This is a genomic window from Pseudomonas sp. BP6, from assembly GCF_017875935.1.
GTDB classification, from domain to species: Bacteria; Pseudomonadota; Gammaproteobacteria; order Pseudomonadales; family Pseudomonadaceae; genus Aquipseudomonas; species Aquipseudomonas putida_Y.
In genome coordinates, this window is the sequence record NZ_JAGINI010000001.1 from 3,415,492 (window position 1) to 3,428,793 (window position 13,302).

The following is a 13,302-nucleotide window of genomic DNA, read 5'->3' on the forward strand; positions in this document are numbered from 1 at the left end:
GGCAAGCCCGCGAAGAGGCCGGCACAGACACCACAAAACCTCAGTTTTTCTCCGCCCGCTCGCGCAGCCCTTTCAGGGTATTGAACGGCGCATCCACCACGAACTTGTTGGCCACCATCGCCGGCACGCTACCACCTGGCTCGGTGTGCACCTGGTAGGTCACTTCAGTGCTGTCACCCTTGGGCACCAGCTTCCAGAAGCCGTCGACTTTTGCCACCCGAACAAAACCCTTCTCTTCCGGCAGGTAAGTCGGCTCTTCTTTCAGGTTACGGGTCAGGCTGCCATCCGCCTCCTTGACGGTCGTAATGTGCAGCACGGAATCACGCGGCGTCACCGGCCATGGCGTATTGAACTGGGTATAGGTCCAGCTCTGGTCACCTTCGTGCTTGAGCAGCTTCTGCGACTTGCATTCGTGAATCCAGGCACAGGCCCCGGACACGTCCTCCTGCAGCGCCTCGACCTTGGCCAGCGGCGCCTTGATCACGGTCACACCGCGATAGGCCTTGTACTTGGACCCGGCCACCTCACTGAGGGACACCTTGATGCCCTCCTCGTCCTTGGCCACTTGCCAGTTTTCAGCCCAGGCCACAGGCGACAGCAGAACACCCACGCCACACAGCAGTGCAATACGCTTGAACGATCTCATCATGTTTATCCTTGTTGTCGAAGATCCAGCCTGTCACGCCGCCGTCATCTGCTCCCACCAGCCAAGAATCCTGATTGCGTCGTCACGATCACTGCCACACACCTCGACATCTGCCTTGAAACCACCACACACCGCGGGCCGCTCAGGCTTGCCGAACAGGTCGCAAAGGTTGGCCGCAGTCAGGTGCAGGCAGCGCTCTCCTGCCGGCTTGCCATTGGGCATTCGCGGCATCGCGGAAGTGATGGACGGGGCGATGCAGCAGGCACCACAGCCCTCACGGCATTTCATGACTGTTCACCAAAATCAGGACTCCCTGGAACAAAACGGGACGAACGTCCCTGGATAGTAACGGCTCAAACAGACGTTTGAAATTGCTGGCACGATGAAATCTGCTGTGACCCGGCAGTCAGTTCGCGCCTATTGGCGATACTCGAAATCGATGGCTGCTCCTTCCACGTCATGACGGCTGTCATTGCGCAGTTGCAGCTGCATTTCGTTGTTGATCAGCCGACCATTGAGCTGGAACGGGCTGTCATTGGTCTCTGGTCTTTCTGTGAACATGGGCGGCAACAATGGTTTGCGCCGCTGGATTGGCGAAGGCGTGCCCACATTCGGCTCAAGGTTGTTGACCATATCAACTGGCAGGCTGAGGTCCAGCTCCGTCTTGGGTAATGGTTTGGCAACCGCTTTGCTGAGCGGCTTGTGCGCGGGCTTGGCTGTCGCCTTTTTTGGCACCTGCTTACCCTGAGCGGCCTGAGCCTGGCTTGCCGGTTGCGCAGCCAAAGCGGGGGCGACCGGGCAGCAGAACGGCAAAAGGCACACGATCAGAACGAAGCAGCGCGAAGCGTTCATGGCAAATGGACAGACTGGCAGGAAAAGTGCGTATGCTCCCTGTTCCACAGACGGCTTGCAAGCCTTACAAAAGCGTGACCGCAGTCTCCCTGCACAACTGCTGCGCCAGCAAACCGAGCGTAATCACAGCCCGTTCGGCCTCTTTATTCCATGGAATGCCGCAATTGAGTCGTACACAGTGGTTGAACTGCTCTGTGTTACTGAATATTAGTCCTGGTGCAATGCTGATACCCTGCTCCAGCGCGCGCACATGCAGCTCCTGGGTATTGACCCGACCTGGCAGGCTTACCCAGAGGATGAAGCCACCTGTCGGCCGAGTCATCTGGGTGCCCTCGGGGAAGTGTTGCTGCACTGCCAGCTGATAGGCGCTGAGGTTCTTGCGATACTCCTGGCGCATGAAGCGAAGATGCCGGTCGTAGCCGCCATTTTCCAGGTAGGCTGCCACCCCCATCTGCGTCACGCTGCAAGCCGAGTGGGTGGTAAAAGTCTGCAAGCGCTGAATCTCGTCCTGGTAACGCCCCGCGATCATCCAGCCAACGCGCACGCCGGGGGACAACGTCTTGGAGAAGCTCGAACAGTAGATGACCCGGTCCAGCCGGTCGAACGCCTTCAGCGCCTTGGTCTTGCCCTGCTCGAACATCAGTTCACCGTAGATGTCATCCTCGATGATCTGGATATCGAAGTCCGAGGCCAGTCGCAGCAATTGCTTTTGCCGCTCTTCCGGGACGGTGCCGCCCAGCGGGTTGCTCAAGCGCGCAGTCAGCACCAAAGCCTTTATCGACCACTGGTTAGCCGCCAATTGCAAGGCTTCGAGGCTGATACCGGTGGACGGATCGCTGGGAATTTCGATCACTTTCAAACCCAGCAGGTCAGCCAGTTGCAGCAAGCCGTAATAGGTCGGCGACTCGGCGGCGATCAGGTCACCTGGACGGGTCAGCACACGCAGCGACATCTGCAGGGCGTCTACACACCCATGGGTGACGATCACTTCACGCGGGTCGACCAACACGCCGGCATCGCGCATGCGTATGGCGATCTGTCGGCGCAGCGGCTCGAAACCAGGGCTGAACATGTAGCTGAAGGCACGCGGGCTATGGAAGCGCGTCACCTTGGCGATTTGCTGATGCAGGGCGCGCACGGGCAGATAGTCGACATGCGGCACTGCAGCGCCAAACGGGAACACACCATCGCGACGCGCCTCAGTCAGCACCTGCTGAATGATGCTGGCGCGCGTGACCAGGCCGGGGCGCTCCACCCGGGCGATGTCCGGCGTTTGCGCGGTCAAGGCAGGTGTCTGGTGCACGTAGTAGCCAGACTGCGGCCGCGCCCGGATAAGCCCTTGGTCCTCGAGATTGGCATAGGCCTGCAACACCGTGGCATGACTGACATTGAGCTGGGCGCTCATCTTGCGCACGGAGGGTACCCGCTCGCCTGGCTGGTAGACACCGCGACGGATATCATCGGCCAGTTGCTGGGCGATACGCTGGTACAGCAGCAGGTTGGTCATGTCGACATGCTCGTTGTTCTTGTACGGGTCACTGACGGTAAAGGATACCGTAACAGTTGCAAAGTGTACTGGGACAGATTGCAACATAGTCGACAATACAACAGCGTGGCAGCTATCGAAACGATTAAACCGACATAAAACGGGCCGCAAAGCGGCCCCTTTTCCGAAAGACTCAGCGCGCTGGCGCGAGCCGACCCTTGTCATCGGAGAATACGATCTCAACCCGTCGGTTCTGCGCCCTGCCCCGCTCCGAGGCATTGGCCTCAATCGGGTACTGATCGCCATAACCTTCAACCTGCAGGCGCTTTTCGTCGATACCCAGGTCTACAAGCATGTCGGCCACGGACTGCGCCCGATCGCGCGACAGCTTAAGGTTGTCCTCGCCCGCGCCAGTGCTGTCGGTATAGCCCTCGATGCGCACTACCCGGCGCGGGTTGAGCTGCAGGAACTGCACCAGCTTGAGCACAGTCCGGCTGGCCGAGTTCTTCAGGTCGGCACTGCCGGTATCGAACAGCACATCGCCCAACGTCATCACCAAGCCACGGTCGGCCTGTTCCGAAGCCAATGCGGCAATCTGCGATTCGACCCACTGGCCCTGCTGCTGCACGCTGGCCAGCTTGGCCTCACGCAAAGCCAGCTGCAGGCGCTGACGCTCCAGGTCAAGCTTGGCCTGGCGTTCCTGGTTCAGCGCCAGCTTGGCATGCTCGCTGGCAATCTCGCTGTAGCGCTGACTGAGGTAAGCATAATGCCGCACATCAGAACCGGTGCCGATGTAGCTGGACAAGCGCTCGGCGCGGGCCAGCGATTCACCCGCGCGAATCACGTCGCGCGGCGCGCTGCGCAGCACATCGGAATCATCCTTGACCCCCTGGAAGGCGACAGCGGCCTCATCCAGCGCGGCACTGCTGCGCTGGCTGGCGCAACCTTGCAAGCCTGCCGTCAGCGCCAACAATACCAGTGCAGCCAAAGGCGTACGCCGGATCATGGCTGCACCTCCAACTGCTTGCGCAAGCGCTTGATCCGCGACTGCAGTACCTGCAACTGCTCTTCGCTCTTCTGGTTCAGCACCTGGGCCTCGGCCAGGCGTGCATCCAGCTCGGCTTGCTCGGCGCGCATGCGCGCATCGCGGTAGTCTTGGGTAAGCATGTTGGCCTTGGCGCGGGCCAGCTTGTCTTCAGCCAGTTTCAGCGTTTCGACCTGCTCAGTGGCGCCGACGGCCTTGGCTTGGTCCAGTGCCTGTTCGGAAATGCGCATCTGCTCGTCAGGGGCCGGATCATTGGCGCAGCCAGCCAGGCCGAGCACGGCCAGGGCAAGGATTAGTGGTTGGGTTCTCACGCAATCTTCCTAGTGTTTGGGGGCGTCCGCCGGCACCTGCAACTGCGCTTTCCAGCGCTCGAGATTACGTTGCAGTACAGCTTCGGATGCACCAGAGATCGGCAATTCTGTCAGTTTTTTTGCCAATTGCCCACGCAACCAGCTGTCATTGCACGCCGAGTTGTGCGACAGCGCCAGGTACAGGCCCGGCCTGTCCACCGGCAAGCCGCGGGCTATCAGGTCATTGCTCATGCCCAGACTCTGGGCCATGGCCATACCGGAGTAACGGCCAGCCAGCACATAGTCCACCTGGCCGAGTACCAGCTTCTGGAACGCCTGGGTCAGGTTCTGCGCCGGCACCAGCTTGAGTTGGGCCTTGGCGAACGCCGTAAAGGCCGGGGTCAGGCGCGCACGGTCGGACAGACTGCCCTGGTACCTGGCCAGATCGGCCGGGCCATCAAAGATCACCACTGCATCATGGCGGGTCCACACCAGGTACTCATTGAGCTGCAACGGCGGATGGATGTAGTCCAGCGCGGTCAGTTGCTCCACCTGCATAGGGGTGTCGAGCAGCAGGTCCATGCGCCCACTGCGTACCTCTTCCAGCGCCTGATCACGGCGACCAGCACTCAGCACCTCGACCTTCACACCCAGTTCGCCAGCCACCTGGCGCAACAGGTCAACGTTGGCGCCTATCAGGTGCCTGGGGTCTTTCGGATCTTGCCAGGAATAGGGCGGCGCATCAGGACTGCCAGTCGCCACCAGGCGTTCGCACTTGCCTGCTGCCATCGCCAGTGGCGGCAGCAACAGCGCCACGCATGCCAGCACCCTGCCCGTTCCGCGCAACGTCATGCCTTACTCCTCAACCCATAAAAAAACCCGACCCTCAAAATGAGGGCCGGGTTCTTTATAAGTGAAGCAGGCGGATCAGACCAGCTTTTCCAGCTCTGGAACCGCTTCGAACAGGTCAGCGACCAGGCCGTAGTCGGCCACCTGGAAGATCGGCGCTTCTTCGTCCTTGTTGATCGCCACGATCACTTTGGAGTCTTTCATGCCGGCCAGGTGCTGGATCGCGCCAGAGATACCGACGGCGATGTACAGCTGTGGCGCAACGATCTTGCCGGTCTGGCCGACCTGCATATCGTTCGGCACAAAGCCTGCGTCGACTGCGGCGCGCGAAGCACCGACAGCGGCACCGAGCTTGTCGGCCAGGCTGTACAGGTGTTTGAAGTTGTCACCGTTGCCCATGCCACGGCCGCCGGAAACGACGATCTTGGCAGCGGTCAGCTCTGGGCGGTCGGACTTGGCCAGCTCTTCGCCAACGAAAGCCGAAATACCGGCGTTGTGCGCAGCGCCAACAGCTTCGACAGCAGCCGAACCACCTTCGGCGGCCACGGCGTCGAAGCCGGTGGTACGTACGGTGATCACCTTGATGGCCGCGCTCGATTGCACGGTGGCAATGGCGTTACCCGCGTAGATCGGGCGCTTGAAGGTGTCGGCGGACTCGACCGAGATGATCTCGGAGATCTGGTCCACGTCCAGCAGCGCGGCAACGCGCGGCAGGATGTTCTTGCCATTGGTGGTAGCCGGGGCCAGCACATGGCTGTATCCCTTGGCCAGCTCGACGATCAGCGGCGCGACGTTTTCCGGCAGCACGTGGGCATAGGCCGCGTTGTCGGCAACCAGCACCTTGGCCACGCCAGCGATCTTGGCAGCAGATTCGGCAACGCCACCGACGTTCTGGCCGGCGACCAGCACGTGCACATCACCACCGATCTTGGCGGCTGCGGCGACAGTGTTCAGGGTGGCCGGGGCTACGGCACCGTTCTCGTATTCAGCGACAACCAGGATAGTCATTTAGATTACCTTCGCTTCGTTCTTCAGCTTCTCGACCAGTTCGGCCACCGATTTGACCTTGATGCCAGCACTGCGGGCAGCCGGGGCTTCAACCTTCACGGTCTTGTTGGTGGAGGCGAGGGAAACGCCCAGTGCGTCTGGAGTAACAGTCTCCAGCGGCTTCTTCTTGGCCTTCATGATGTTCGGCAGCGACGCGTAGCGTGGCTCGTTCAGGCGCAGGTCGGTGGTGACGATCGCTGGCAGGTTCAGTGCAACGGTCTGCAGGCCGCCATCGATTTCACGGGTGACATTCAGCTTGTCGCCAGCGACTTCGACCTTGGACGCGAAAGTGCCCTGGGCGAAGCCAGTCAGCGCGGCCAGCATCTGGCCGGTCTGGTTGTTGTCACTGTCGATAGCCTGCTTGCCGAGGATGACCAGCTGCGGCTGCTCCTTGTCGACAACGGCCTTCAGCGCCTTGGCCACGGCCAGGGAGTTCAGTTCGTCAGCGGCTTCTACCAGGATGGCACGGTCGGCACCCAGGGCCAGGGCAGTACGCAGTTGCTCCTGGGCAGTGGTCGGGCCGACGGAAACGACGACGATCTCGGTCGCAACGCCTTTTTCCTTGAGGCGTACGGCTTCTTCCACGGCGATTTCGCAGAAGGGGTTCATGGACATCTTGACGTTAGCAAGGTCGACGCCGGAGTTGTCCGCTTTGACGCGAACCTTGACGTTGTAGTCGACCACTCGTTTGACAGCTACAAGAACCTTCATGGATTCCTCGTTACTCTCCGGTGAATAGATAGTCGCCTGGGGCCATGCCCGGCGATGCGCGTGGGTACAAGGGCACCTCTAAAAACGTATCGGGTGGCAGCAACTTCACAGTGACCAAACAGTCTCGTTCGGACTCTTGCGACAAATCCTCACGGGTCATTTCCTGTCGTGGCGTGTAAACTCCACTACAAACCGGCCCAAGCCCGCAAAACCCTGCTCCACACCTGGTCTTTAGAGGTGTACCTGCGCCCGGCTGCAAGCCTACGGCGAACGTAAAACCGCTCGTATCTTGACCGTAACACCCATTCCGGTCAATACGGCAAATCGGTCACCCTCCAGCCGCGTTCCTGTGATTTTACTGGCCTGCGGCAAATTCAAACAAACGTTTGTATTGGACCCGCCAAGTGGTGTAGATATAATGCGCGGCCAAGACAAAACGGTGTAGTCCGTCATTTGCCCAGCTACAGTTCCGCCGTTGCGTAGAACCGCCGCGAATGCCCCGCACCCATAAGACAAAGCAACAGCACGAGCCTTGATGAGTAGGAGAGAACCAGTGGAACGCGAATACATGGAATTCGACGTGGTCATCGTCGGCGCCGGCCCGGCGGGCCTGTCCGCCGCCTGCCGCCTGAAGCAGAAGGCCGCCGAAGCCGGTAGCGAAATCAGCGTCTGCGTGGTGGAGAAAGGCTCTGAAGTCGGCGCCCACATCCTCTCTGGCGCGGTGTTCGAACCCCGCGCCCTGAACGAGCTGTTCCCCGACTGGAAAGCGCTCGGCGCACCGCTGAACACCGAAGTGAAGCGCGATGACATCTACGTGCTCAAGGACGCCGGCAGCGCGACCAAGGTGCCTGACCTGTTCGTGCCCAAGACCATGCACAACCATGGCAACTACATCATCTCGCTGGGCAACCTGTGCCGCTGGCTGGCCCAGCAGGCCGAGAACCTCGGCGTGGAGATCTACCCAGGCTTCGCCGCCCAGGAAGCGCTGTTCGACGACAACGGTGTGGTCCGCGGCATCGTCACCGGCGACCTCGGTGTCGACCGTGAAGGCAACCCCAAGGATGGCCTGTACACCCCAGGCATGGAACTGCGTGCCAAGTACACCCTGTTCGCCGAAGGCTGCCGTGGCCATATCGGCAAACAGCTGATCAAGCGCTTCAACCTCGACAGCGAGTCCGACGTCCAGCACTACGGCATCGGCCTGAAGGAAATCTGGGAAATCGACCCGGCCAAGCACGAACAGGGCCTGGTGGTGCACACCGCCGGCTGGCCGCTGGACGTGGTGGCCAAGGAAAACACCGGTGGCTCGTTCCTTTATCACCTGGAAAACAACCAGGTGGTGGTCGGCCTGATCGTCGACCTGTCCTATGCCAACCCGTACCTGTCGCCGTTCGACGAGTTCCAGCGCCTCAAGCACCACCCGGTGATCAGCCAGTACCTCGAAGGCGGCAAGCGCATCAGCTACGGCGCCCGCGCCCTGGCCAAGGGCGGCATCAACTCGCTGCCGAAAATGGTCTTCAATGGTGGCGCACTGATCGGTTGCGACCTGGGCACCATGAACGTGGCCAAGATCAAGGGCAGCCATACCGCGATGAAGTCCGGCATGCTTGCCGCCGAAGCAGTGGCCGACGCATTGATCGCCGGTAGCGAAGGCGGCGATCAGTTGAACAGCTATGTCAGCGCCTTCAAGGCCAGCTGGCTGCACGAAGAACTGTTCGCCAGCCGCAACTTCGGCCCGGCCATGCACAAGTTCGGCCCGCTGCTGGGCGCGGCGTTCAACTATGTCGACCAGAACTGGTTCGGTGGCAAGCTGCCGTTCACCCTGCATGACACCAAGCCGGACTATGCCTGCCTCAAGCTGGCCGCCGACTCGAAAAAAATCGACTACCCGAAACCGGACGGCAAGCTCAGCTTCGACAAGCTCAGCTCGGTATTCCTCTCCAGCACCAACCACGAAGAGGAGCAACCCTGCCACCTGAAGCTGACCGATCCGAGCGTACCGATCGCCAGCAACCTGCCGCTGTACGACGAGCCTGCCCAGCGCTACTGCCCGGCAGGCGTGTACGAAGTGGTCACCCAGGAAGACGGCAACAAGCGTTTCCAGATCAACGCGCAGAACTGCGTGCACTGCAAGACCTGCGACATCAAGGACCCGGCCCAGAACATCACTTGGGTCACCCCTGAAGGCGCTGGCGGGCCGAACTACCCGAACATGTAAGTAAGGCCCCTGCCCTTGCGGCAACAAAAAGCCCCCGGTTCTCATGAGCCGGGGGCTTTTTGTTGGCTGCCATTATCAGGCAGTACGCACTTCCTCAAAGAGTTCTGGATGGCGATCCAGCAGCTTGAGCAGTTTCACCAACGCCACTGGCGGGGTGGTCTTGCCGTTTTCATACCGGGAGAACGCATTGACCCCACCACCGAAGATTTCCCCCGCTTCACGCTGGTCGAGGTCGAACTTTCTGCGTATGGAGGCAATAAAGGAAGGATCCACAACATTTGCGTTGACCTGGCGCTCGAATGCCGTCATCAAGTGACTGACGCGCATGGCTTCATCATGACTCAGTACGCATTCACCACATGCGGAGCAGTAATCGCCACTTACCTCCGGGATCACTGTCATCTCGCCTTTGTAGCTATAGGGCATGCCCTGAATGTCAGGTGCAAGCTCCGAGCCGCCGCATATTGGACATCTCATGGTTACAACTCCTTGAAAGGCACGATGAGCACGTCGTCTACCACGGACAATTTCAAATAAACGTACCCAATTGCTGTAAGCGGGCGATACACATCCTGCCAAACCCGGTGGTCAATATGGCTGGTCATGCTCTTGTAGAAATCAGTGCGCTTCAAGCTGGTGATCGCCTCAAGCATGCCCGGAAAATCCATTCCCAGCGCCTTGGCGCCTTTCAATGCAGCACCCGTAGGACGGATTCGCCTTGCCGCAGCCAGGGCTTTTACCCGCTCCAGCGGGCAATGAGGCATTCTCTTTTCCATGAGAAATTAACCTTCCAGGTTAAATTTGGCTAATAGGTTATTCCAATAGCCCCCACCTGGAAGTCTGCCCCAATGCCCCGCAGCCGTTACCGGCTCATTTGTCGCCGCACATGACCGGCATCGGCTCAGCCGCAAACACCAATGGCTCACGGCGCCCGAAATACAAGGCTGTCAGCAGCCCCACCGCGCCCATGATCAGACAAAACCCGACACACACCCACGGGCTCCACGGCATCAGCGCAATCAGTGCCAGCGGCGTGGTACTGGCCCACAATGCGTAGGCCACGTTGTAGGTGAAGGAAATGCCCGATACGCGGATCTGCGCCGGGAACAGCCCCACCATCACCGAGGGCACCACCCCCACCACGCCGCAGCTCAACCCCGCCAGCGCATAGGCCAGCCAGGTCATGCCCCACTGCCCCACCAGGCTGGCGTACAACGCGCCGATACCCAGCGGCAGCAACAGGCTATACAACATCAGCGCGCGCCAGGCACCCACACGGTCGACCAGCAGCCCGGCCAGCACGCAGCCAATGTTGAGGAAGACGATGCCCACGCTGCTCAGGGCGAAGGTTTGGCCGGCACTCATGCCGAAACGCTGCTGCATCACCGTCGGGGTGATCACCACCAGCACCACCACCGCCGAGGTCAGCACACAGGTCAGCAACGCGGCAGGGATCAACGCCCGGCGGTGCTCGCCCAGCACTCGCCGCAGCGGAAACGTCACAGGTTGCTCCTGACGCGCGCGCAGGGCGAGGAACACCGGTGTTTCACTGAGCCAGCGGCGCAGCCACACACCAATCACACCGAACACCCCACCCAACAGGAACGGATAGCGCCAGGCGTAATCGAGGATTTCCTGCGGAGTGAACAGTTGCGCCAGCAAGGTTGCGGTCAGCGCCCCCAGCAGGTAGCCGAAGGTCAGCCCGGCCTGCAGAAAGCCCAGGGCATAGCCGCGCCGCCCGTTTGGCGCGTGCTCGGCAACGAACGTCCAGGCGCTTGGGACTTCACCGCCTACGGCAGCACCCTGGAGGATGCGCAAGGCCAACAGGATCAGCGGGGCGGCATAGCCGATGTCGGCATAGGTCGGCATCACCCCGATCAGCAGGCACGGCAGGGCCATCATCAGGATGCTCAGGCTGAAGACCCGCTTGCGCCCCAGATGGTCGGCGAAGTGCGCCATCAGGATGCCGCCCAGCGGCCGCGCCAGGTAGCCGGTGACGAAGATCCCGAAGCTTTGCAGCAGGCGCAGCCATTCGGGCATCTCGGGCGGGAAGAACAGCTGGCTGAGGGTCAGCGCGAAGAACACGAAAATGATGAAGTCGTAGATTTCCAGCGCGCCGCCCAGCGCCGCCAGGCCCAGGGTCCGATGGTCGCCGCGGCTGAACCGGGGCGGGCGAGCGGTATCGATGGCAGTCATGGCAGGGTCCGCAAATCGGCAAAGGGCAAGAGCATAACAAATAGCTGCCCAATTGCCCCGCCGGCAGCACCGCTAGCGGTTGAACACCGTATGCGCGAAGTTGGCTCGCGGCCGTGGCCGCGCTGTACTGGCCGACAGGGTGCCCGGCAGCGGTAGCTTGCCGACCAGCATCGGTGCGTCGATGATTGCCATGAACGTCTCCAGCGCCTCGTTATCGGGCACCTGTGGCAGGCTCAGGCTGACCGCCTGGCGCTCGGTCTGCGGCACTGCTGGCACTTTCAACTGGCTGGAATGGTAAAGCAGGGCGTGCTGGATCTGGGTACTGACGCGACAAAAACGCTCCAGGTCTACCCCGGCATGGCTGGCCAGTTCGATATTGCCCAGCAGCAAGTGAAAAGGCTGCAAGGCGCACTGCACCAAACGCTGCAGCTCCTCGAAGCTGTCAACGGGGGCGATCCGGTAGTAGCCCAGGCCATTGAGCAGCCGCTCCAGCTGCAACCGCTGGCAGGGGTGGGTATCGGCAATGAGAATGCGCAGGGTCTTGTTTGCCATGGTCGGGCCTGGGCAGCTGGGTAATGGGTACATTCCATGACCTTACTGCGCCCGTTAAGGCTACTGCCAAGGCCATGCCTGGCAGCGGTCTACTTTGATAGAAGTCGGGAACGCCGCATAAATCAAGTGATTGACTGACGGAATTTGCATTTGCCTTTAGCCCGGTACTCCGGTTTGCCACTTGCGCTCACCCCGTCAAGCCGTGCAGGTAACCGCGCGCCTAAACCCAGACGCTCGCACTTCGTTTAAAGGAGGCTCATGCCCCAAGGCATCGCCTCTTACATTCGCGGAGACCCCAGATGTTTCGCCCGGCCCTAGCCTTTTTCGCCCTGACCCTGTCCAGCGTCGCATGGTCCGCCGAGCCCTGTTCGGTAGACATTCACAGTACCGACCAGATGACCTACGACCTGAAAACGATCACCGTACCGCAGACCTGCCAACGCTTTACCGTTAACTTGCTGCACACCGGCACACTGCCCAGGAATATCATGGGCCACAACTGGGTGCTGGCCAAAAAGGACGACATCAAAGGCGTGACCACCGATGGCGCTGCGGCAGGTGAGGCCGATAACTACCTCCAGCCGGGCGACAAGCGCGTGCTCGCCCATACCCGACTGATCGGGGGTGGCGAAAAAAATTCGGTCACTTTCGACACCGGCATGCTGCAGGCAGGCCAGGCGTACGCGTTCTTCTGCTCCTACCCTTTCCACTCCACCATGATGAAGGGCACCCTCACATTCGGTACCTCGTCAGGCAGCTGACGCTATCGAAAAGTGGGCCGACAAGCCGAACGTGCGCTCAGGCCTCGGCCCACTCACGCATACGCAGCCGGCAATGCTTCATGGCGTTGACGATGTGCTTCTCCACCATGGCCTTGGACAGGCCCAGACGCGTGGCGATCTCCCCATGTGACAGGCCTTCGAGCTTGCGCAGCAAGAAGCACGCCCGGCAGGTTTCGCTCAGCTCCGCCACTGCACGCTGCAGCAACTCCAAGCGCTCTTCCTGGCGGCAGGCGCCGTGCACGGGGGCGACGAAGAATCGCTCATCGGTTTCCAGAATCTCCAGAGGCTCGGCGCGACGAAGCTGGTTGCGCCGATGTCCATCGGTCACCAGGTTAAGGGCGGTGCGGTAAAGGAAAGCGCGGGGATGGGAGATCTGCGTGTCGTCACACCGCTCGAGCACCCGCAGATACGCCTCCTGCGCGATATCTTCAGCAGCATGGTGGCTACCCAGACGCGAACGAAGGAACCCGACCAGTTCACGGTAGTAATGCTCGAGCAGTACACCCGAAGACGGCATCGAAGCGCTTTCCCTGTTGTCCGAAGATGGTAGAAGACCGCTGCAGGCCAAGTAATGGCACCGCTGGCGCATAAAATATAATAATTATCATCAAGCTTAAAGACGTTGTTA

Annotated in this window: 16 protein-coding genes; 2 read left to right on the forward strand and 14 right to left on the reverse strand. The window is 60.7% G+C overall.

Annotation, left to right across the window (positions count from 1 at the left end; translation table 11 throughout):
* Positions 1-40 precede the first annotated feature (40 nt).
* From J3A98_RS15585 to J3A98_RS15625, 9 genes are all read right to left on the reverse strand, one after another.
* Positions 41-646, reverse strand: a complete 606-nt coding sequence (locus tag J3A98_RS15585; protein WP_043195569.1) for an START domain-containing protein — start codon at positions 644-646, stop codon at positions 41-43.
* Between the two features lie 33 nt (positions 647-679).
* Positions 680-934: a YkgJ family cysteine cluster protein gene (locus J3A98_RS15590; protein WP_176682171.1), complete on the reverse strand. Its 255-nt coding sequence runs from the start codon at positions 932-934 to the stop codon at positions 680-682.
* A gap of 129 nt (positions 935-1,063) precedes the next feature.
* Positions 1,064-1,498, reverse strand: coding sequence for a hypothetical protein (locus J3A98_RS15595; protein WP_209967210.1), 435 nt, complete (start codon positions 1,496-1,498; stop codon positions 1,064-1,066).
* Positions 1,499-1,562: 64 nt separating this feature from the next.
* Positions 1,563-3,005 (reverse strand): PLP-dependent aminotransferase family protein, encoded by a 1,443-nt coding sequence (locus J3A98_RS15600; protein ID WP_176682169.1) that lies wholly within the window; start codon positions 3,003-3,005, stop codon positions 1,563-1,565.
* 172 nt (positions 3,006-3,177) lie between these two features.
* Entirely contained in the window at positions 3,178-3,990 is an 813-nt protein-coding gene (locus tag J3A98_RS15605; RefSeq protein WP_176682168.1) for an OmpA family protein, read from the reverse strand.
* A complete protein-coding gene (locus J3A98_RS15610) occupies positions 3,987-4,340 on the reverse strand; it encodes a DUF4398 domain-containing protein (RefSeq protein WP_176682167.1) in 354 nt (117 codons plus the stop codon). The genes J3A98_RS15605 and J3A98_RS15610 overlap by 4 nt, the downstream gene beginning before the upstream one ends.
* A gap of 9 nt (positions 4,341-4,349) precedes the next feature.
* Positions 4,350-5,171: a transporter substrate-binding domain-containing protein gene (locus J3A98_RS15615; protein WP_209967212.1), complete on the reverse strand. Its 822-nt coding sequence runs from the start codon at positions 5,169-5,171 to the stop codon at positions 4,350-4,352.
* 75 nt (positions 5,172-5,246) lie between these two features.
* Entirely contained in the window at positions 5,247-6,176 is a 930-nt protein-coding gene (locus J3A98_RS15620; protein ID WP_021784840.1) for an FAD-binding protein, read from the reverse strand.
* Positions 6,177-6,926: an electron transfer flavoprotein subunit beta/FixA family protein gene (locus J3A98_RS15625; protein ID WP_003254232.1), complete on the reverse strand. Its 750-nt coding sequence runs from the start codon at positions 6,924-6,926 to the stop codon at positions 6,177-6,179.
* A 535-nt stretch (positions 6,927-7,461) separates the two neighbouring features.
* Between J3A98_RS15625 and J3A98_RS15630 the strand changes: the two genes are divergently transcribed.
* Complete coding sequence (locus J3A98_RS15630) at positions 7,462-9,144, forward strand: electron transfer flavoprotein-ubiquinone oxidoreductase (protein WP_209967214.1); 1,683 nt, start codon at positions 7,462-7,464, stop codon at positions 9,142-9,144.
* Between the two features lie 75 nt (positions 9,145-9,219).
* Here J3A98_RS15630 and J3A98_RS15635 read toward each other — a convergent pair whose 3' ends face one another.
* The 4 genes from J3A98_RS15635 to J3A98_RS15650 form a co-directional block, all read right to left on the reverse strand.
* Positions 9,220-9,621 carry a type II TA system antitoxin MqsA family protein gene (locus J3A98_RS15635; protein ID WP_003254235.1) on the reverse strand — a complete coding sequence of 134 codons (402 nt, stop codon included), beginning with the start codon at positions 9,619-9,621 and terminating at the stop codon, positions 9,220-9,222.
* Positions 9,622-9,623: 2 nt separating this feature from the next.
* Positions 9,624-9,920, reverse strand: coding sequence for a type II toxin-antitoxin system MqsR family toxin (locus J3A98_RS15640; RefSeq protein WP_209967216.1), 297 nt, complete (start codon positions 9,918-9,920; stop codon positions 9,624-9,626).
* A 94-nt stretch (positions 9,921-10,014) separates the two neighbouring features.
* On the reverse strand, positions 10,015-11,340 hold the full coding sequence (locus J3A98_RS15645; RefSeq protein WP_209967217.1) for an MFS transporter: 1,326 nt from the start codon (positions 11,338-11,340) through the stop codon (positions 10,015-10,017).
* 72 nt (positions 11,341-11,412) lie between these two features.
* The gene (locus tag J3A98_RS15650; RefSeq protein ID WP_209967219.1) at positions 11,413-11,892 is read right to left on the reverse strand and encodes a histidine kinase; all 480 of its coding nucleotides are present in this window, start codon (positions 11,890-11,892) and stop codon (positions 11,413-11,415) included.
* Between the two features lie 299 nt (positions 11,893-12,191).
* Between J3A98_RS15650 and azu the strand changes: the two genes are divergently transcribed.
* Positions 12,192-12,653: an azurin gene (gene azu, locus J3A98_RS15655; RefSeq protein ID WP_209967221.1), complete on the forward strand. Its 462-nt coding sequence runs from the start codon at positions 12,192-12,194 to the stop codon at positions 12,651-12,653.
* A gap of 37 nt (positions 12,654-12,690) precedes the next feature.
* On the opposite strand, the gene J3A98_RS15660 is transcribed toward azu, so the two are convergent.
* The gene (locus J3A98_RS15660; protein ID WP_209967223.1) at positions 12,691-13,191 is read right to left on the reverse strand and encodes a sigma-70 family RNA polymerase sigma factor; all 501 of its coding nucleotides are present in this window, start codon (positions 13,189-13,191) and stop codon (positions 12,691-12,693) included.
* Between the last annotated feature and the right edge of the window lie 111 nt (positions 13,192-13,302).

Coding starts and splice junctions, on each gene's coding strand:
- J3A98_RS15585 (WP_043195569.1), bottom strand. CDS start 646: ATGAGATCGTTCAAGCGTATTGCACTGCTGTGTGGCGTGGGTGTTCTG.
- J3A98_RS15645 (WP_209967217.1), bottom strand. CDS start 11,340: ATGACTGCCATCGATACCGCTCGCCCGCCCCGGTTCAGCCGCGGCGAC.
- J3A98_RS15605 (WP_176682168.1), bottom strand. CDS start 3,990: ATGATCCGGCGTACGCCTTTGGCTGCACTGGTATTGTTGGCGCTGACG.
- J3A98_RS15590 (WP_176682171.1), bottom strand. CDS start 934: ATGAAATGCCGTGAGGGCTGTGGTGCCTGCTGCATCGCCCCGTCCATC.
- J3A98_RS15640 (WP_209967216.1), bottom strand. CDS start 9,920: ATGGAAAAGAGAATGCCTCATTGCCCGCTGGAGCGGGTAAAAGCCCTG.
- J3A98_RS15595 (WP_209967210.1), bottom strand. CDS start 1,498: ATGAACGCTTCGCGCTGCTTCGTTCTGATCGTGTGCCTTTTGCCGTTC.
- J3A98_RS15660 (WP_209967223.1), bottom strand. CDS start 13,191: ATGCCGTCTTCGGGTGTACTGCTCGAGCATTACTACCGTGAACTGGTC.
- J3A98_RS15650 (WP_209967219.1), bottom strand. CDS start 11,892: ATGGCAAACAAGACCCTGCGCATTCTCATTGCCGATACCCACCCCTGC.
- azu (WP_209967221.1), top strand. CDS start 12,192: ATGTTTCGCCCGGCCCTAGCCTTTTTCGCCCTGACCCTGTCCAGCGTC.
- J3A98_RS15625 (WP_003254232.1), bottom strand. CDS start 6,926: ATGAAGGTTCTTGTAGCTGTCAAACGAGTGGTCGACTACAACGTCAAG.
- J3A98_RS15630 (WP_209967214.1), top strand. CDS start 7,462: ATGAGTAGGAGAGAACCAGTGGAACGCGAATACATGGAATTCGACGTG.
- J3A98_RS15620 (WP_021784840.1), bottom strand. CDS start 6,176: ATGACTATCCTGGTTGTCGCTGAATACGAGAACGGTGCCGTAGCCCCG.
- J3A98_RS15635 (WP_003254235.1), bottom strand. CDS start 9,621: ATGAGATGTCCAATATGCGGCGGCTCGGAGCTTGCACCTGACATTCAG.
- J3A98_RS15600 (WP_176682169.1), bottom strand. CDS start 3,005: ATGACCAACCTGCTGCTGTACCAGCGTATCGCCCAGCAACTGGCCGAT.
- J3A98_RS15615 (WP_209967212.1), bottom strand. CDS start 5,171: ATGACGTTGCGCGGAACGGGCAGGGTGCTGGCATGCGTGGCGCTGTTG.